Raw genomic sequence first — 19,170 nt, forward strand, 5'->3', positions numbered from 1 at the left:
CCATGCACTTTTTGGTTCCCTGGACACTATAAAGTGCCTCCTTACTTAAGTGTAATTTATGGATTATTGTATGTCTATGCACTTCAAGAAGGAGAGATTGCTCATGAAAGTATACGAAATCCAAAGTGAATTTGGCCTCGATCAACTGAAGGTAGCCGAACGTCCAATTCCTAATCCTGGTTCTGGTGAAGTTCGTATAAAAATGCGGGCAGTTTCCCTTAACGCTAGAGATTTAGGTGTCATTGATGGTTTTTATAACCCGATTTTGAACGCTCCATTAATTCCAGTATCGGACGGTGTTGGTGAAGTTGTCGCCTTAGGTGAGCATACGTCCAGATTTAAGATTGGTGACCGGGTAAGCGGTATTTTTACTCAAAGTTGGGTTTCGGGAGAACCTACACAAGAAAATTGGGTGAGCTCACTTGGAAGTCCGCTTGATGGGTTGCTTGCAGAATATGTTGTGCTTCCCGAGGAGGGATTGGTTCGTGTTCCAGATCTATTAACTGATGAAGAAGCGGCAACACTTCCTTGTGCTGGTGTTACAGCCTGGCATGCTATTGTTGAAGAAGGAAAGGTGAAGGCTGGAGAGACTGTAGTGATACAAGGAACGGGTGGAGTTTCACTATTCGCGCTTCAATTTGCCAAGCTTCACGGTGCACAGGTGATCATCACATCAAGCAGCGATGAGAAGCTTAAGCGTGCAAAGGGATTGGGAGCGGATTTTGGTATCAATTATTTAAAGACTCCTGAATGGGATAAGGCTGTTCTTGAGCTGACAGGGGGACGCGGGGCAGACCATATTGTTGATCTCGGTGGATCATCCACATTAAATAAGTCAATCGTGGCGCTGCGGGTGGGTGGAAGGATCAGTCTGGTAGGCGGTCTGTCGGGCTTCCAAGTCGAGGGCTTTGAAATCATCCCTGCAATTCTGAGAAAAGCACGCCTTCAAGCCATCAATGTCGGAAGCCGTGACATGTTTGAGACGATGAACCGTGCGGTTGAACAAAATGGACTTCGCCCTATCATTGACGCTGTATTTCCATTTGAACAATCTGTTGAAGCATTGCAATACTTGGCTAAGGGTACACACTTCGGAAAAATCTGCATTAAGTTTTAACAGTAGAACCCCCCTGTAAAAAAGCAGGGGGGTTCTACTGTTATATTCAGCTACCGCCAATCATTTCGATAATAAATTATAAATGACCTGTGCCGCTTGCGCTCTTGTAGTAACTTCTTTAGGACTCAGCTTGCTATTCGCTCCGGTTACTACACCTCTTTCCACCAGCGCCTGAAGGGCTTCCTGTGCATAGCCAGCAATATCCCCTGCATCACCAAAATCAGAAAGAGCTACAGCCTTCTTCTCGGATGGCAGTTCACCTAGCGCTACAAGTGAGCGATACAAGAGTGTAAATAGCTCCTGTCTAGTGATCTGAACCTCTGGCTGGAATTGATTATCTCCAGAACCCGTGGCTACCCCAAGGCGCTTAGCAGTCGCGAGATAGTTCGTGTAATACGTATTGCCCGCATCCGCAAAATTATCAGTTGCGGTAGCGTCGGGTGTGATGCCATAAGCATTCAAGAGCAAGACTATGAATTGCCCTCTAGTTATTGCAGCATTCGGACTGTAATGCTCTGCATCCGTACCGGATGTGATACTGCGTGCCGCAAGATAACCTACTGCACTGCTATACCACGATGTCTCTGAAACATCCGCAAAGCTCACCTTGTTATATCCAATAATATATTGGGAGAAATGTGTGGTAACAAAATCTACGGTTCCCTTGGCAGCGTTATAATTGCCGCGTACATTCTCCAAGCTTCCGTTGGTATTGATATGGTATACGATGACCGCATCTTTCTGTTCTCCTGCTTGCAGTGTATATGGCACACTGATATGGACACTGCCCCCACCAAAGGTGGAAAGGGTACTCTGACCTGCTTTTACCGACAAATCATAAACCGGTCTATCCCCGAGAACGGCCTTACCTTCCGCCGTTAACGAAACCTTAGCGATGGTTATGACAATGTCCCCTGCATCCGAGGCTGCGCTAATACTTGCCAAAGATTTGGCATCAAGCGTAATCGTACCTACATTCTCATAATGAATGGTAATCTCGGCCTTTGTACCAGAGACCAACTCGTTGATTATGCTTCTCGGTAGCGTAAGCTCGGCTGTTTGGGTTTCAGAAGTAGCTGCTACTTTAATTTCAAGTACGGCTTTCTTCCCATCCGCTTCTGCCTTTTTAGCAAGATTCACAAGCTCGGTAGCCGCTTCCTTCGTGATTGTTGCTGTGGTTACTCCTGTGGTTTTATCCGTTTTGGTTGCTGCTGTTGATGATAAATTCACAGTGTTACCGGTTGTTGTTGTAGCAACCAGTTGAGGGCTTGCTGTTGGTGTTGGTGTGGTCGTGCTCGGCGCAGGATTGCTGCCGCCAGGCCCGCTTGTTCCTGGGTCTGAAATAGATACATAAGCAGGGACAATAATATTAGTTACTGGACTCGCCTTATAACCTTCTTTCGCTGCGTATCGAACTTGATACGTACCTGGTATTAGACCTGTAATCTCTTTATCTGGTGCATACACATAATTAGTCACACTGGACAGCTTATATTCTAAGGCTGTTGTGGTTCCTGTAATTTTCCCATCATTGTTCGCAGTAGAGGTAGGTGCTACCCCCTGTAAACCGGATGGCGCTGCTTGCTCTGCAGTGAATACTGGAACAATCACATCTGCTGCTCTGCCTGCATTAAATCCTTCTTTGGCTGCGTATCTTACCTGATACGTCCCCGGTACCAGTCCAACGATCTCTACATCTGTTGCGTAGACATAATCGGTAACTGTTGATAGCTTATACTCCAACGCTTTCGTAGTCCCTGTGATTTTGCCATCATTATTGGCTGCAGTAGTCGGTGCCACCCCCACTAGCCCTACAGGAGCTGCTTGCTCGCCATAGGCCGGAACTTCAACAGTAGCATCTTTACCTACGCTGTATCCTTCTTTTGCCGCAAATCTCACATTATAAAAGCCCGGAGTAAGACCTGTGATGGCTACGCCTGTTACAGGCTTATAATCAGCTTCTCCAACACCCTTATACTCCTGCCCTTCAGCTGAGCCCGTAATTTGCCCATCATCGTTAGCTTCAGAAGTAGGAGCTACCCCTAATAGACCTGTTGGAGCTGCTTGTTGATGGATATAAGCAGGCACCTCCACACTTACGTCTTCTCCAGCATTATAAGAAATGATCGTTGGTCCCGCTGCATTCGTTGGACCTTGATATCCTGATGTAGCCGCATATCTTACCTTATAAATACCAGGCGCAAGCCCTGTAATCGCTGATCCTGATATTGGCGTATATGCCGTATCTCCAGCCAGCTTATATTCCAAGGCTGAACTTGTGCCCAAGATTTGCCCATCCTTACTGTCTGCTGCGGTTGGTGCTACACCCGTAAGTCCAGTCGGTACAGCTTCCAGTTTAGAGAATAGCTTATCCAGAGCTGTGGTAGTGTTAGTGTATCTGGCTCCGACAGGGTAATTCGCCTGCACGTAATCCGGTTGGATGTTCGTCCAGCTGTACATAAGCTCAATATGCCCTAGAATAGGTGCATTAGTGCCGTCTGCACCTTTGTTATCCTTGTTGTACGTGAACAGATATGGAACCTGAAGTCTATCTCCAATCACAGTATCTCCAAGCTCATTCACATAACTAATCACAGATGGTTTGGCTGCTGTATTGTTCTCGGTCTTGATATTAGTCAGATAAGTACGGACCAGATCAACATACAACTTCGCATATGGGTGATTGGTTGTTCTAATCTGAAGCTCATTATTATTGTGCGGATTGGCATTGCCCTTGGTGCCGCTGTTATTGCTTGGTTCAGCAACCGTCACCCCAGAGTCGAGCTTCGTATCGAAGAAGTAGACCTTATCGAGGTTATGCTTTTTGGCATACTCATTAATATATTTGATAACCGCTTGCGTGTTAGGGCACCATGATCCACCTAACAAAATCACATAGTTGCCATCACTCGCCAAAATTTGCTTCAGCTGATGATAGGTCACATGTTCATACACGAGCGTACCGTCCGATTCGTTGAAGATCGTAGGTTTGCCCTCATTTTCGCCCTCGTAGTTCTTGTTAAACGCCGCCTTGATATAAGCAGATTCATCGATCGTGTTATACCCAGAAGCGGCACTAAGTACCTCTCTTACTGATGCTTTATACGTATTAACCTTCGTAGCATCAAGTGTTCCGTTCGTCAGGAACTCATTCCACGAGTAGCTTTTATCCAGATAGGATACAACAGGAGCGATATTTCCTTGTGCATCCTTGTGATCCTTGTTGTATACCAAGAGAAATGGAGATTCGATCTTATTAGCAGTTACGACATCCCCGTTTTTATTGGTATAGCTAACATTGCGTTCTGGAATATCCTTCGAGGACAGATTCAAATTCTTTAAATATTTGTTTACCAGGTCAACGTATTTGTAAGCAAATTTATTATTGCTGTCTGCAATCTGGAGCGTGTCACCGTCCAGCTTAGTATCAAAGTTATAAATCGTAGAGATGCCATATTCTTTAGCTACTTCATTGATAAAGCCGATATCGGCCTGTGTATTCTCGCTCCAAGCGCCGCCAACCAGAACAGCGTAAGTGCCCTCACTCTCAAAAAGGTGAACGATATCCTCATAGGTTGCCGTTTTAAATACATGATTAGGATCATTCAGACGGTCATAGACATGACTGAAATAATCAAAGTGGCTTACACCACTACTTGAGCCAGAAGAAGTTAGCGCCTCTGCGTTATCCGGATTTGCATAAGCTCTTCCTGCCTGAGTAGGCAGAATTAGCAGGGAGGCTGCCAACAGCAGCGTTAGAATTTTTTTAAAGGTTAATGGTCGTATCATTATGTGCACCTCGCCTTAAATAGGTTTATGTGATGTATGGGCTGAAAGGAATCCTGAATGAGCCTGCCGCTCATCAAGGACAAACCTCTTCCTCAGCGGCTGGTGCCGGTGCGGGTGCCTGAACCGTTTCCGCTGGAGCAGCTGCTGGTGCGCTGACCGTGGATGATGCAGGTGCAGAAGACGATGTCTTCGGTTGGGCAGACTCAACGACCGGAGCGGCTGTCGCTTTAACCACCTCAGTTGTGGAGAAAGTAATGGATTTCGATTTCGAAGGTGCTTCCGTTGCTGTTACTACAGGAGCCGCAGTGGCCTTAGGCTGAGCAGATACGACAGGAGCAGATGTCGGTTGAGCTGCTTTGGCAGTTACGATTGCTTTGGGAGCTGCCGTAGGCGCAGCCGTTGGAACCGGTGTAGCTGCTTGAGTTTGCGTTTTGACAGTCGCAGCTACCGTGGTTGTAGTTGTAGCTACCTTAGCGGTCTCCGCGGCTGGAGCTGCGGTCACCTTAGGCTGAGTTTCACCCACCGCTGGAGCTGCTGAGGCAACAGTTTTCTCCGCAGAATCAACGGTTGCGTCTGGGGCAGCAGTCGCTTTTGCGGAGACAGTCTCCACTGCTGGAGCTGAAGATTCCGGCTGAACCGTTACTGTAACAGGAGCCGGAGTGGCTTCTGCCTGAACAACGACTTCGGCTGCAGAAGTAGCTACAGGTGCCGCTGCTGCTGAAACGGATACTGCTGTATTACTGCTTGCTTCAATGGGTGCTGCCTCTGCTGTCTTTTTATTAGCGGATACTGCGGCATACGTCAGTGCGGAAAAGACAACAGTTGCAGCAACCAAAGATATCGTAAGTTTTTTCATAATGTGTACCATCCTTTTCAAATAAAATAAGACCCAACACGGCACGTATTACGTACCTGTTGAATCTCTGGCTGTCCAGTAGATCCATGCTTCTTAACTTCATCGTTGTACCTTTAACCCCTAAATTCTCCTTTCTCTAAAATAAAAAAAAGAGACTCAACGAGACGCAAAACACGCGTCTTTCGTTGAATCTCCGGCTGTCCAGTCGATTCCAATTGGCTTGTAATTAAGTTCCATATTATTCATGGCGATGCGCCTTGTCAATCAATTTTTATTTTTCACATGGTTTTTATCGGGATTGATTATTTTTAACATATTATTACATTGACTTTACTATAAATTCTATATAGATTGATCTCAATAGGATTAATCACATTAAAAAACTAGGTTTAAGGGGGTATAGGTAGTGAACATAGATAACAACTTGTTATCCGCCATCGAAACGAACTGGTATGGATTTGTAGCTTCCATATTTGTTTTTGCAATTTTGTTTCTACTGGCACGTAAACGCATTGGATTTGGTACTCGGGTACTCATCGGACTTGGCATCGGACTTATTGCCGGAATATTCTTTCAATACTTCGATTTAGAGACCAAAGCTATCAGTACATTCGGCAGCATTTATGTCAGCTTGATTCGCATGCTCGTCATCCCTTTAGTATTCATACTCGTATTAAACAGTATTTCTTCCTTAACTAATCTGGAGTATCTGCGCAAAATAGGGATCAAAACCTTCGCCTGGTTCCTCGGAACGACGGGTATCGCTTCTATTATCGGCCTATCGGTTGCGCTGCTGTTCAATCCTGGTCAAGGGATACAACAGGATGTACCTGCAGATTTCGCCGCCCGGGAAATTCCGACCTTCTCACAGGTTATTCTGGATCTTGTGCCATCTAACCCTGTGAATGAAGCAGCTACGGGTAAGGTTGTGCCTCTGCTCATTTTTGCTATCTTCCTAGCAGTAGCTATAATCAAAATTGGCTCCAAGAAACCGGAAGCCGTGAAACCTGTACGTGATCTTATTGAATCCCTGACACTGATACTGCATCAGGTCGTGAAATTCATTATTCGCTTGACGCCTTACGGTGTCTTCGCACTGATTGCAGGAATTACCGCACGTTATGGCTGGGAAACGTTGCAGGAACTGGGCAGCGTAATCATTACCTCATATGTCGCAATGATTATTCATTTTGTTCTTATCTTTGGCGGGTTGGTTCTATTAGTAGCGAAGGTGAATCCAATCCGTTTCTTCCGCAAAATCTATCCAACCATTACCGTTGCCTTCACGACTAGAAGCAGCTACGCAACACTTCCTGTCAATCTTGAAGTGATTACAAAGCGCCTTCATGTCTCCCCGCGGATCGCGAGCTTTATTGCGCCGTTAGGAGCATCGGTCAACTTTAATGCGTGCGGTGGCATTTGGCCGGCGATTGTGGCTGTGTTTACCGCCCAAGTATTCGGTATTGATCTGAACTGGACTGACTACATTACGCTGGTCTTAGTAAGTATTATCTCTTCGATTGGTGTAGCTGGCGTACCTGGACCAGCCGTAATCTCCACTACGGTAGTCTTAACCGCTCTTGGCCTGCCGCTTGAAGGAATCGCTATCGTTGCAGGTGTAGAAGCGCTCATCGATATGGGTCGTACTGCTGTAAATGCAACAGGAACAGCTGTAACCGCGTTGTTGGTCGCGAATTCAGAAGGTGAATTTGACCGCGAAGCCTTTAATAGCAATGATGACGAAGATGATATACTCTTGAGCACAGTTTAAGATCCGAACATGCAAGCAAAAAAAACCTCCGGCAGCTGCTTATAGCAGCAAGCCGGAGGTTTTTTTGTAGATTCATATTAGATTCAGCTATTACAGCATGCTAATTCTTTGCCGTTGTTTAGCTGAAGCAAGGCAGGTTTCAACCAGCCGCATACTTAGCACCGGATCCTCCGGTGCAATGAGTCTCTTACCTGTGAACACAGCGGCTGCAAAATCATCCACCTGCCGTATGTATGGATTAGCCCCTGTGGCATCGACCCGTCTCACCTCATCACCAGTGTACACAAAGAATTCCGCATCCTCGTCTCTAGCGTTGAAAGGCATAGGCACCTCAATTCGTCCCTCGGTCCCAAGAATCTCTAAGAGCTGGCGGTTATATGCCCACATTCCGCAATCAAAGATCAAACTTAAACCATTTGGAAACTCTACCAGCCCTGAAGCCATCATATCTACATTATCATGCTCAGGGGAGAACTTCGCATGCACGGTCACAGCTTCCGGCTCCGTCCCAAATAACAGTCGTGCCGCACTTAAAGGATAACAGCCAACATCATAAAGCGAGCCGCCACCCCAAGCCGATTTAAAACGAATATTTGAAGTGTCTGTAGCATCATTGTAAGTAAATGTACCTCGAATCGAGCGTAATTCTCCGATTTCACCGCTAGCGATAATGTCCTGGAGTTCAGCAATCCGTGGATGATGCCGATACATGTATGCTTCTGCTAAGTGGACGCCTGCATCGTTGCATGCTTTCACCATCTCTGCAGCCTCTGCACTGTTCAGTGCGATCGGTTTCTCACATAACACATGCTTACCTGCTTCTGCCGCACGGATCACCCATTCTCGATGAAGATGATTAGGGAGCGGAACATACACCGCATCGATTTCTTTATCCGCAAGTAACTCTTCATAACTGCCATATGCTTTCTCTATTCCGAACTCTGCGGCTACAGCGCTGCTTTTTTCCAAGCCACGACTCGCTACCGCTGTAATCACTCCCGAATCTGAATTCATGATAGCTGGCATCACTGAGCCGGTCGCAATCTGCGCACAGCCTATGATTCCCCACCGAAGTTTTTGTACCATAATGGCTACACCTCTTCCCTTGGATTAGTTACTATACTTTAAGACACCTTATCATAGAATGAAACTCATCACTAATAGAAAAGTACAGTCAGAGCGCAAAAAGCAGCACCCAAAGGAGATTCGACTCCGATAGATACTGCTTTTTAATCCAGTGGAAAAATTACATTATCATGTTTAACAGCACAGCCGCACCAAGCACAGCAATACGGGCCGCATTCATCAACACGAAATTTTTGACGGCAAGAATAAAGGTACTCGCCTTCTCCTGCTTCTGTTTGAACAAATCGATATTTCGGTGCAATGGGATCAGTGTAAGTAGAATCGCCAAGACAAGAATAGGGTTTATCCCCAAGATCAGCAGCACTACAAGATCCAGATAAGAGACATAGTATAGATATTTAAACAGCACAAGCGCATTACGTCGGCCAATGTAGACCGGAAGCGTGTACCTGCGGTTCTCCACATCTTCATCAATATCACAAATATTATTTGCGAGCATAATCCCTGCAATCCCTAGAATGGCAGGAACAGAGAACCAGAACAGGTACAGCACTTCCACAATATTGATATTCAAGCTGACCCAACCGTTCTGAAGCAACAGCGATACCACATGCTCGTCCGTATGAATATAGGCAGAAATAAAAATAATGACAAAGCCCATAAACAAACCCGAGAACAACTCACCTAACGGCATCCGCGAAATCGGGATCGGCCCGAACGAATAAAGGATCCCTATCAAGAACGACAGCCCACCCAGCAAAAAGACCAGTAAACCCGTCTGCGTAACAAGCGCAATCCCGCCCCCTGCAGCCAGAGCTAGCAAAATAACAATCGTCGCCACGACGGTGCTCTCTTTTAGCTTAAAATGCACAATCGCATTATGCGTCTCATAGCCATAGCCGTGAGTTTTGGAAGCTTTTTTGAAATCGTAATAGTTGTTAATCGCCGTCGTTGCCATATCAAAGCTAAGCAAGGAAACGAACATCAGACCAAAACGCAACACATAAAAATCCTCAAACCGATACAGGGCATACAGCGTTCCCATCAGAAAGGGGATCATACTGGCTACTTTTGTCGGCAGCTCCACAAATCTTAGAAAGCTTTTAATATTCACACTATACACCCTTATTTATCAATTGAGCCTGCAAGGTATTACTGTTCAGTCGTTGTAATCTTCACTGGGGACCATTCTGCAATAACTGTTTGTCCATGCACAGACACACTGCCTTCAGGACTCAGATCCTTCTCTGTCATAATTCCAAGCGCGACTGTAAAGTTGTTGAATTTAATCGGAATATTTTTCTCACGGCGCACTTCTTTGCCATTCAAATAGAATACAGCCTCATCGTTGCCACGGTGGTACGTTATGCGGTAGGTATTAAATTCACGTGGTTTGAAATCCGTATCTTCTTTAAAGATGCAGAAATATTTCGTTCCTTTGCTCTCTGGTACTTGTACCCCCGGGAACGGCAAAATACCATATACACTAGCATATTTATCATTTCCCGCAAAAAAGTCTAGCGCCGCACCTGTCGTAAAATCAAGCAAGTTCAGCGATACATAACCATCGTACAAATCTCCAGGTGCTGTTCCTTGTGTACGGCTACGAATTTGCAGCTCAAAGCTAATCTCTCCAGCCTCAGGAATTACCACTGGCTCCGCGGAGTAATACATATGCTTAGCATTGTCTAGAATTTGTACTTGATGGTTCTCGCGGGACAATTTCGCGCGCACATACAGCGTATCATTACGAACAATAACTACTGCTTCCGGTTCACGATAAGCCCAAAAGGACCCATCAGGCAGTGTAAATCCACCTGTCTTCCAGACCTTTCCTTCTTCTAAAATGGAGTGGAAATCTCCAAGCACCATTTGATTGCCTTTAACATTTTGTTCTTCCTTCAACAGTTCCTTGTCCTTCTTTTCCATGAAAGCTCACTCCTTCTGTATGGTAATTATTAGTACAAGCAAAAACGCCTTCAGCGTCCCTAATGGACGGTAAGCGTTTATGCGAGAAATATAAGGATAATGTATAGCGTGAAACCTATATATTCTTATATTTTCAGAATAATCCTTGAATTAGTAAGGTTGCTGCCATCACTACTCCGCAACGAACGGAGGCTTTTTGTGAAGCACCCATGAGCGGGATATAGGCTGGTGAAGCATTATGTGGCTTCAGTCCACGATAAATACGAATTGGCCAGAAGGCCGTAACCAAAGCCAATAGTGCATAAACTGGAAGTACGCCCATCAGCACACAGATCACCACAGAAGCATAACCGGTGAAGAGAAGCACACGCGAGAAGACAAGCGCCTTCTGTTCACCCCATACTACAACAAGCGTAAGTTTTCCAGCCTGCTCGTCCGCCTTCCAATGTAAGAAATGATGATTAAACAATAGCAATGTAGTCAAGAATCCAACCGGCAATGAAAGGATGACAGGCTTCATGCTAAAATGACCGGTTTGTACGAAAAAGGAACCTAACACAGGCATGATCCCAAAAGCTATAAAGATAGCCATCTCACTATATCCCTTACCGCGATAGCCATACCGCAGGGGTGGGGCTACATAGAAATAAGCGATTAAAGCACCTACAAGTACAAACCAGAGGATATTCCAACCGCTATATATACTTAGGACTCCACCACAGATGAGGGCAATCGCCAACATACTCCAGGTCATCTTTGCATAAAAAGACTCCGAGAGGATTCCACCTGTCAGTAGCCCGGAGTTTGTGCTGATTTCACCAGCGGAATTCTTCGCCTCTGTATCTGTTCCGTTGCGATAATCCCACAGATCATTCACCATATTGGAAAACAGATGCGCTGAAATCGCTCCTATTAAGGTTAGAATAAATAAGACCGGATGGAATGCCCTTTCCCATACATATGCCCCAACTGTACCTAAAACAATCGGGATAAGCATAACTGAAAAACTCCAAAACCGGGTCGCCTTCGTAAATAATGTCCATTTGCTCACTTCAAGCTTACCGCCTTTTCATTATGACTTGATAATAATTATCACTGACTATTATACATCAATTTTCAACAGATTGTGAAGATTATCACTGCATATAATGTCTAATCTTGACATAATACCTCGGTTTGTTTGGCTAAAAGGTTTCTTCGTTGAAGCTAAAAATGTAAATAACCTCTTATTGGACATAAGGCCACCCTTTTACAACAAAAAATGAGCGCTGTTTTATAGGCAAGCACATACCAATATGATATGATAGGCAAGCCTATGAACAGCGCTCCTTGAGTGCTGTTTTTAAGAGCGTAAAACTATATATAATAATGGAGGCTTTTACTGTCATGTCAGCGCAATCCCCTAACACCCAATCTGTCAAAATCGTCACCGCAGACCCTAGCGCCATCGGGCTATTCGGACTGGCTATTGTCACATTGGTTGCTTCTTCACAGAAGCTTGAGTTTACAACAGGACTTAGCTACGTCATTCCTTGGGCTATCTTCCTCGGAGCATTTGCTCAACTATTTGCCGCAATTCAAGATGCTAAGCACAACAACACCTTTGGTATGACCGCCTTTGGCGCCTACGCTTTCTTTTGGTTCGGCATGGCTAGCAGCTGGCTGATCAAGCTCGGCGTATTCGGCCCAACGCTTGCAGAGGCTGTAGATCCTAAGCAGCTCGGATTTGTATTTCTGGGTTACTTGATCTTTACAATCTTTATGACCATTGGCGCGGTTGAGGCTAGTAGAGTTTTGCTTATCATTTTTGTATTGATAGATTTCCTTTTTATTGGACTAACCTTCGATTCCTTTGGTATCGCTCCAGAATTCTTTCATAAGCTTGCTGCTTGTGCCGAACTTGGAATTGGTATCGTATCCTTATACGGATGTGGCGCTTCTGTGCTAAACGCTCATTTCGGACGCACTTTCTTACCGATCGGAGCTCCGCTAGGTATTTTCAAGAAATAGTAATTCACCTTTTTTGAATCCTAACTTTTGCAAGCCGAAAGGATGCCTGAGACCATGCATGTCCTATCCTCTTCTGAATTAGCCGTAACCGCTATATTTGCGCTTATTCTCGCAGTTATTGCCTATTGGATCATTCGGAATATCCCAAAGATGTCTGGAGATATTGCGGCTTTTCGCAAAAGAACACTGGTCTGGACCCAGGTTTCGCTTGTACTAACGGTACTTCAGCTGAACTTCAAAGCAGGCGACTGGCGATTTTCTATCGTTCTTGGACTCATCGTATTATTTACCGGAAGCATTTGGCTTTCCGCCCGTTACCATGACATCCGCAGCACCTTAGATCCAGAATCCAAAGATTCTGAAGTACATTAGTAGAAGCTAGGTAACAAAATAAAGGTGATGAAGCTCCCGTAAGGGGGCTTTTTTTTGTGAATTCGGAAGGTCCCTTCGCATACTTCTCCCCTCCATAACCATACTAATGACATTCCAAGCTAAAACGCCTTCGGCGTCCTCTTAAGGACGTTTAAGCGTTTATGCGAGAATTATAAGGATAACGTATACCGTGAAACTTATACTTTCTTATAATTCAATATAAGTAACGGGAGGACTATGCAGGTGAGTAAAAAAATAAATCTTCTGATGTTCAGCGGAGAATACGACAAAGCCATGGCGGGATTGATCCTAGCGAATGCCGCGAGAGATATTGATGTAGAGGTTACGATGTTTTTCTCTTTCTGGGGTTTGTTTCTGGTGCGTGATCCGGAGAAGATGACGCTAGAGGATAAAAGTATTTATGAGAAGCTGATGGATGTCATTACGCCAAAGGGCCCTGGGCAGCTGCCACTCTCCCATTTGAATTTCAGCGGGCTGGGCCGGATGATGCTAGAGGAGATGATGGAGGAGCAAGGCGCGCCGAAGCTGATTCATTTTCTTAAAGGAGCTCGTAAAAAAAACATCAAGTTCTATGCCTGTAAGCTCTCCGTCGAAATCATGGGCTTTAAAACAGAAGAACTGCTGCCAGAGGTCGAGATTATCGATGCTGCGGCGTATTTAAGAGATGCTTTGGAGAGTGATGTTCAGCTGTTCATTTAGCGGTTAAAATTAATTAATATAAGAAAACATAAAGCGACATGGGGAATTTCTCATGCCGCTTCGGATTTCAATTGAAAGGATATAAATTATACCGTGATGATTGTCTTGCCCATTGGAATCTTGAAGCTCTTCTCCATTACTTTGATATGAATCAGCTCTTGTGCATCCACGATTAATTGCGTCTTCAAATGGTTCACTTCCACGGTAATCGTCGCTTGACGGTAACGCATCGTGAAGGTGTATCCCTTCCATTGCTTCGGCAATGTCGGGTTCAATGCCAAATGATCATCCTTGATCCTTACACCCGAGAAGCCATAGACGATCGACATCCATGTACCACCCATGTTCGCCATATGCAATCCGTCTTTCGTGTTGCCATGAGTGTTATCCAAATCCATTCGTGCCGTTTCAATGAAATAATCGTACGCCTTGTCCGAGTAACCTAACTTCGAAGCCATGATGCTATAGATCGCGCAGGATAAGGACGAATCATGAGTTGTCAGCTTCTCGTAATAATCGTAGGAGTTCCGCAAGACATCGGTTGAAATGCCATCCTCGAGCAAGAAATGCGCCAGCACCGTATCGGCCTGCTTCAACACCTGATGACGATAGATGTGTAGCGGGTGATAGTGAAGCAGCAGTGGGTGTTTTTCTTCCGGTGTGTTCTCGAAATCCCACACCTTCTTCGCTAAGAAAGAATCATCTTGTGCATGAATGTTCAAATTCTCATCGAAAGGCAGATACATCTTCGCAGCTGCTTCTTCAAATGCTGCAATCTCATCTGCTGTTAAGCCAATGCGACTACGCAAAGCTTCCCATGCCGCAGGATGAGTTTCTGCCAGCTGTTTATACCACGATGCAGCCCACTCTAGATTATATTTTGCAAGTACATTCGTGTAATAGTTATTGTTTACGATGGCCGTATACTCATCCGGACCTGTTACATCATCAATCTTGAATAGACCTTCATGATAATGACCTAGCTCCATCCAAGTTCTTGCAGTTTCAAATACGACTTCCGCACCGAATTCCGCAATGAAATCTTTATCGCCTGTCGCGAGAAAATATTGAATATACGTATAAGCAATATCACCATTAATATGATACTGTGCCGTACCAGCTGGGAAGTACCCCGAGCACTCTTCCCCTGTAATGGTACGCCATGCGTAAGCGGCCCCCTTCTTGTGGCCTAGCTCTAGCGCACGCTTCTTCGCTTCGCCTAGAATCGTATAACGGTAACGAAGCAACTGCTTCGCCAGCTCTGGCTGACAGAGGATGAAGAACGGCAGGATATAGATTTCGGTATCCCAGAAATAATGTCCCTCGTAGCCCTCACCGCTTAAGCCTTTGGCTGCGATGTTACTGTATTTATCTTTGCCCACAGATTGCAGCAACTGATATACATTATATCGAAGACCTTGCTCAAGTACCTCATCACCTTGGATCTCGATATTTGCAATTTCCCAAAAATGTTGTAAATATACTTCTTGTGCCATGTAAGCCGCTTGAATCCCTTGCGTTAATACCAAAGCCATCAACTCACGTCCGTGAGCAGCTGGATCTTCGTGTCGACGTGTATCTGTAAATACGTTGAATTTTGTGAATTGAACAATATCCTTACCGGCTGGGAACGCATACCGCACCATTACACTTTTCTCACCCTTGATCAGTTCACCGTTCACCGCAGGCGTTGTCTGATGAACTGTTGTTGCCGCCACTTGTAGCTTCGATGTATTTGTCTCAAGCACGATTTGTAAGGAGGTCTCGTCGAACACCTCGATATTCTTCATATCCAATAGCTTGGCATGACCCGATGCAACACGAGGGTCCTTCGCATTCGTATAGTTACTCACATCGCCATTCACGCCAGAGGTAATCGTCACTTCATCCTGACAATTGATACGAGTTACCTCAATATCTATCGTGAACAATTCGAGTGTTGTCAATGACGCCATGCGTGTGAATGAAATTTCGACCTCTTTACCTTGTGGTGATATCCAGTGCACGAGCCGTACGTACTTACCTTCGCGCATATCGAGATAACGCCGCCCAGATACGACCGTTCCTGTGAAAAGACTGAACTTCTCCTCCCCGATATGAATGGTCACATCCTGTACATCCATCACATTCACAAGTTTCTGTTGTGTATCGGGAAAGCCATACGCGCTCTCCCCATATAGCATCGGTGTAATATCATAAAATGCATTTATATATGTTCCACGAACCGTTGGCTCGTCACCTTCGTAACCTTCTTCAAAATTACCTCGAACACCTACATAACCATTAGCCACATTAAAAATACTCTCACTAACGCCGAGGTCTTGCATATCCCTATGATTCTCAATAATCCAGCCCGACTTCATATGAAGGCCCCCTCATCCAATTTTATTTCACAGCACCTGCCATAACGCCTTTAATAATGTATTTCTGTGCGAACAGATAAAAGATAATAACCGGAATAATCGATACGACAAGTCCTGCCATTGCAAGGTTCCACTGAATTGTAAATTCTCCAAAGAAGAAGAAGGTTGACAATGGAATGGTACGAAGCGCTGGGCTTGTTAAGGTCAAGGATGGAAGTAAATAGTCATTCCAAATCCACAATAGATTCAAGATTCCTACAGTCATCGTAATTGGCGTAAGCATTGGGAATACAACCTTCCAGAATGTCTGCCACGTATTACAGCCCTCTATCATCGCCGCTTCTTCAAGAGCAATCGGTACCCCTTTAATAAAACCATGATAAAGGAAGACCGACATACTTAGCCCAAATCCGATATACATGAAAATTAGGCCATAATGTGTATTAATCATAGAGAAATTAAGTGATGGGATATCCCATTTGTTTAAATATTGCATTAGCGGAATCATCACCGATTGAAACGGGATGAGCATCGTACCTACGAATAAGAGGAGAATGCCATTGGACAATTTATTCTTCATGCGAACAAGCATCCAAGATGTCATCGCTGAGAAGATAATAATAAGCCCAATACTAATGACACTCACTAAGAGCGAGTTTTTAAATGCTGACAAAAAGTTCATTTTGTCCATTGCCGCAGCATAGTACTCGAAGGAAAAGGATTTCGGCAGGCCGAACGTATCGGTGAATATCTCGGCACGTCCTTTGAACGAATTCACAAACATAATATACATAGGCAACAGCATAAGAAGTCCACTAACCCAAGCTATAACTTCAAGCAATATTGAAGTTGATTTATTGCGACGTTTCATTATTGTTCAACCTCCCTTTTCTTCGAGATAACGACCTGCGTAACCGTCACAACTAAGATGACGAGGAAGAAAATAATCGCCTTGGATTGCGCGAGCGCATATTGATTCATACTAAACGCGGTTTTAAAGATATTCATTGCAACAAGCTCGGTTGTACCGTAAGGACCACCGTTCGTTAGTGAGATATTGGTATCATATTGTTTGAATGCGTTCGACAGCGTCAAGAACAAGCTGATCGTGAAGGCTGGCATAATGAGTGGGAACATAATTTTGCGGAATCGCATCCATCCGCCTGCGCCATCCATATCAGCTGCCTCCAGCACCTCATCCGAAACACCTTGAATAGCTGCGATGTAGATGATCATGACGTAGCCGGCCATTTGCCATGTTCCTACGAAGACCAGCGCCCAGAAGGAAGCCGTCGGATCATCCAACCAATTGAAGAAGATCGAGCTATTCCCCATTACTTCTCCAACCTGTACGAAGAATTTCGTGAATACGAACTTCCAGATGAAACCTAGGATCAGACCACCGATCAAGTTCGGCAGGAAGTATATTGAGCGTAAAAGATTACGCGACTTAATTTTGGAAGTCACCAGCATCGCGAGTGAAAGTCCGATAACGTTAACGAGAATAATCATGCATACGGCATATTTAAATGTCAGGCCGAAGGATGTAAGAAAATCTGAATCTTGAAACACCCGTACATAATTATCGAAGCCTACAAAGTTAGAACCTGCAAATTTAAACCCATCCCAATCTGTAAAAGAGTACACAATCCCCATAACGAATGGAATGATGACTACATTTATAAAGATGAATAATGATGGAACAATAAAAGCTGCGGCTATTAAATTTCTCTTTACACTTTTCTTCAATGGTTTCACCTCTTATCCATTTCTACAAAACAGGAAGAGGCCGCTTAACGAATATTCGAGAAGCAGCCTCCATAGCCATACGATTATTTTTTAACCGCAGTCATCCAAACATTCTGAAGTGCTTCTAACAAGCCCTCGCCCGTTAATTTTCCTGCATAGTATTTTTCCATTTGGTTCGCAAACTCTTGATCTGCTCCCGCTGGGAATTGATCGAATACCCATTTCACTGTCTTGCTTTCACTTGCATAACGGTTCACTTCTTGGGATAACGGATCCATTTTGCTAGTATCAAAACCGGAGTACACAGGGATAAAGTTAAACTCATCCGTTACATAGTGCTGACCCGCTGGATCTGTTAGCAACCAATCCAAGAACGCCTTCGCACCCGCTTGTTGATCTTCCGATGCATGCTTGTTCACGCGGAAGAAGTTACTGTTACCTACCGCAATACCTTGATTACCTTCGAAAGGTACTGGCAAGAAACCGTATTCAAATTTCACATCATAATCGTTCAAGAGACCTTGTGCCCAGTTTCCTTGGTGAATCATCGCATATTGTCCTGCCGCGAAGCCTGCAACTTGTTCATCATACGTATCTTTACTCAAGTTCGTATGGTCTTTGATCTTGTCCAGATCAGCAACGTACTCTTTCAATTCAGGAATATCTTGAAGCTTCAATTCGCCAGCATTAATCTTAGCAATCGTACCCGATGTATCTTTCATTAATGCAAATGGCCAGTTAAATGGATGCATGAAACGGAAGTAAGACTCTTGTGCATACGCTATGGCCTTCTTCACGCCTTTCACTTGCTCTAGCTTCGTGCTTGCTGCAACAAGGTCATCCCATGTCTTAATATCATCCGCATTCACGCCTGCTTCCTTGAACATATCCTTATTATAGATAAGTCCGAAGCCTTCAAGCGCAACTGGCAAGCCATATAATTTACCATCATTACGCGCTGCTGTATCTTGTCCTTCAACAATTTTGCTAGCCGCTTTCATATCATCCAAGGGTGCCATATATGGAAGATATTTTTGAAACTCTGAGCCAGATGCTGTTGTGAAAATGGTTGGTGCTTTTTCAGGTGCGGAGCTGAATTGTGTCTGGAGCACCGTCATCAGGTTGTCACCTGCTGCTCCTAATGCTTGTACTTCATATTTATCTTGAGTTTTATTGAATTCTTTCACTGCATCCTCTAGTGCACTTTGGATTTCTACTTTATTCTGAATGATTGTAATAACCGCTTTTTTACCAGTTCCTTTAGACGTTGTGTCTGCGCTATTTGCCTTGTTTGCCCCATCATCACTTTTTGCTCCACAAGCGACTAACGTGGATAACATAGCTACAGATAATAATGCTGCCCCTACTTTTTTCTTCATCTGCAATACCCCTCTTCTGAAGATTTCAT

15 protein-coding genes are annotated in these 19,170 nt (G+C 44.6%); 5 read left to right on the forward strand and 10 right to left on the reverse strand.

What is annotated here, in order from left to right; all coding sequences use genetic code 11:
• Positions 1-103: 103 nt before the first annotated feature.
• Positions 104-1,117, forward strand: a complete 1,014-nt coding sequence (locus tag MKY99_RS28845) for an NAD(P)-dependent alcohol dehydrogenase (protein ID WP_042192608.1) — start codon at positions 104-106, stop codon at positions 1,115-1,117.
• A gap of 60 nt (positions 1,118-1,177) precedes the next feature.
• Here MKY99_RS28845 and MKY99_RS28850 read toward each other — a convergent pair whose 3' ends face one another.
• Positions 1,178-4,906: an S-layer homology domain-containing protein gene (locus MKY99_RS28850; protein WP_339267694.1), complete on the reverse strand. Its 3,729-nt coding sequence runs from the start codon at positions 4,904-4,906 to the stop codon at positions 1,178-1,180.
• Positions 4,907-4,979: 73 nt separating this feature from the next.
• Positions 4,980-5,762 (reverse strand): hypothetical protein, encoded by a 783-nt coding sequence (locus MKY99_RS28855; RefSeq protein WP_339267695.1) that lies wholly within the window; start codon positions 5,760-5,762, stop codon positions 4,980-4,982.
• Positions 5,763-6,174: 412 nt separating this feature from the next.
• Here MKY99_RS28855 and MKY99_RS28860 point away from each other — a divergent pair, with 412 nt between their 5' ends.
• A complete protein-coding gene (locus MKY99_RS28860; protein WP_042194660.1) occupies positions 6,175-7,533 on the forward strand; it encodes a dicarboxylate/amino acid:cation symporter in 1,359 nt (452 codons plus the stop codon).
• A 90-nt stretch (positions 7,534-7,623) separates the two neighbouring features.
• On the opposite strand, the gene MKY99_RS28865 is transcribed toward MKY99_RS28860, so the two are convergent.
• The 4 genes from MKY99_RS28865 to MKY99_RS28880 all read right to left on the reverse strand — a co-directional run bounded on the left by MKY99_RS28865 (position 7,624) and on the right by MKY99_RS28880 (position 11,599).
• Positions 7,624-8,619, reverse strand: coding sequence for a Gfo/Idh/MocA family oxidoreductase (locus tag MKY99_RS28865; protein WP_042131449.1), 996 nt, complete (start codon positions 8,617-8,619; stop codon positions 7,624-7,626).
• A 160-nt stretch (positions 8,620-8,779) separates the two neighbouring features.
• Entirely contained in the window at positions 8,780-9,733 is a 954-nt protein-coding gene (gene menA, locus MKY99_RS28870) for a 1,4-dihydroxy-2-naphthoate polyprenyltransferase (protein WP_076287081.1), read from the reverse strand.
• 38 nt (positions 9,734-9,771) lie between these two features.
• On the reverse strand, positions 9,772-10,548 hold the full coding sequence (locus MKY99_RS28875; RefSeq protein WP_339267698.1) for a DUF6081 family protein: 777 nt from the start codon (positions 10,546-10,548) through the stop codon (positions 9,772-9,774).
• A 133-nt stretch (positions 10,549-10,681) separates the two neighbouring features.
• Entirely contained in the window at positions 10,682-11,599 is a 918-nt protein-coding gene (locus tag MKY99_RS28880) for a prenyltransferase (protein ID WP_339243873.1), read from the reverse strand.
• Between the two features lie 335 nt (positions 11,600-11,934).
• Here MKY99_RS28880 and MKY99_RS28885 point away from each other — a divergent pair, with 335 nt between their 5' ends.
• The 3 genes from MKY99_RS28885 (at position 11,935) to MKY99_RS28895 (ending at position 13,650) form a co-directional block, all read left to right on the forward strand.
• The gene (locus MKY99_RS28885; RefSeq protein WP_339267700.1) at positions 11,935-12,558 is read left to right on the forward strand and encodes an acetate uptake transporter; all 624 of its coding nucleotides are present in this window, start codon (positions 11,935-11,937) and stop codon (positions 12,556-12,558) included.
• Between the two features lie 54 nt (positions 12,559-12,612).
• Positions 12,613-12,930, forward strand: coding sequence for a hypothetical protein (locus MKY99_RS28890; RefSeq protein WP_042192626.1), 318 nt, complete (start codon positions 12,613-12,615; stop codon positions 12,928-12,930).
• A 243-nt stretch (positions 12,931-13,173) separates the two neighbouring features.
• The gene (locus MKY99_RS28895; protein ID WP_042192628.1) at positions 13,174-13,650 is read left to right on the forward strand and encodes a DsrE/DsrF/DrsH-like family protein; all 477 of its coding nucleotides are present in this window, start codon (positions 13,174-13,176) and stop codon (positions 13,648-13,650) included.
• Between the two features lie 86 nt (positions 13,651-13,736).
• Here the strand turns inward: MKY99_RS28895 and MKY99_RS28900 are convergent, their stop codons facing one another.
• The 4 genes from MKY99_RS28900 to MKY99_RS28915 all read right to left on the reverse strand — a co-directional run bounded on the left by MKY99_RS28900 (position 13,737) and on the right by MKY99_RS28915 (position 19,141).
• Entirely contained in the window at positions 13,737-16,013 is a 2,277-nt protein-coding gene (locus MKY99_RS28900) for a glycosyl hydrolase family 65 protein (protein ID WP_339267702.1), read from the reverse strand.
• 22 nt (positions 16,014-16,035) lie between these two features.
• Positions 16,036-16,884, reverse strand: coding sequence for a carbohydrate ABC transporter permease (locus tag MKY99_RS28905; protein ID WP_076284877.1), 849 nt, complete (start codon positions 16,882-16,884; stop codon positions 16,036-16,038).
• Entirely contained in the window at positions 16,884-17,762 is an 879-nt protein-coding gene (locus tag MKY99_RS28910; RefSeq protein ID WP_231573358.1) for a sugar ABC transporter permease, read from the reverse strand. Before MKY99_RS28910 ends, MKY99_RS28905 begins: the two co-directional genes overlap by 1 nt.
• An 83-nt stretch (positions 17,763-17,845) precedes the next feature.
• On the reverse strand, positions 17,846-19,141 hold the full coding sequence (locus tag MKY99_RS28915) for an ABC transporter substrate-binding protein (RefSeq protein ID WP_339267705.1): 1,296 nt from the start codon (positions 19,139-19,141) through the stop codon (positions 17,846-17,848).
• Between the last annotated feature and the right edge of the window lie 29 nt (positions 19,142-19,170).

Source organism: Paenibacillus sp. FSL R5-0470 (assembly GCF_037975205.1).
Taxonomy (GTDB): Bacteria; Bacillota; Bacilli; order Paenibacillales; family Paenibacillaceae; genus Paenibacillus_AQ.

Excerpts from the sequence above, each read along its gene's own strand:
- MKY99_RS28885 (WP_339267700.1), top strand. The coding sequence starts at position 11,935 with ATGTCAGCGCAATCCCCTAACACCCAATCTGTCAAAATCGTCACCGCA.
- MKY99_RS28900 (WP_339267702.1), bottom strand. The coding sequence starts at position 16,013 with ATGAAGTCGGGCTGGATTATTGAGAATCATAGGGATATGCAAGACCTC.
- MKY99_RS28865 (WP_042131449.1), bottom strand. The coding sequence starts at position 8,619 with ATGGTACAAAAACTTCGGTGGGGAATCATAGGCTGTGCGCAGATTGCG.
- MKY99_RS28845 (WP_042192608.1), top strand. The coding sequence starts at position 104 with ATGAAAGTATACGAAATCCAAAGTGAATTTGGCCTCGATCAACTGAAG.
- MKY99_RS28855 (WP_339267695.1), bottom strand. The coding sequence starts at position 5,762 with ATGAAAAAACTTACGATATCTTTGGTTGCTGCAACTGTTGTCTTTTCC.
- MKY99_RS28890 (WP_042192626.1), top strand. The coding sequence starts at position 12,613 with ATGCATGTCCTATCCTCTTCTGAATTAGCCGTAACCGCTATATTTGCG.
- MKY99_RS28875 (WP_339267698.1), bottom strand. The coding sequence starts at position 10,548 with ATGGAAAAGAAGGACAAGGAACTGTTGAAGGAAGAACAAAATGTTAAA.
- MKY99_RS28915 (WP_339267705.1), bottom strand. The coding sequence starts at position 19,141 with ATGAAGAAAAAAGTAGGGGCAGCATTATTATCTGTAGCTATGTTATCC.
- MKY99_RS28850 (WP_339267694.1), bottom strand. The coding sequence starts at position 4,906 with ATGATACGACCATTAACCTTTAAAAAAATTCTAACGCTGCTGTTGGCA.
- MKY99_RS28905 (WP_076284877.1), bottom strand. The coding sequence starts at position 16,884 with ATGAAACGTCGCAATAAATCAACTTCAATATTGCTTGAAGTTATAGCT.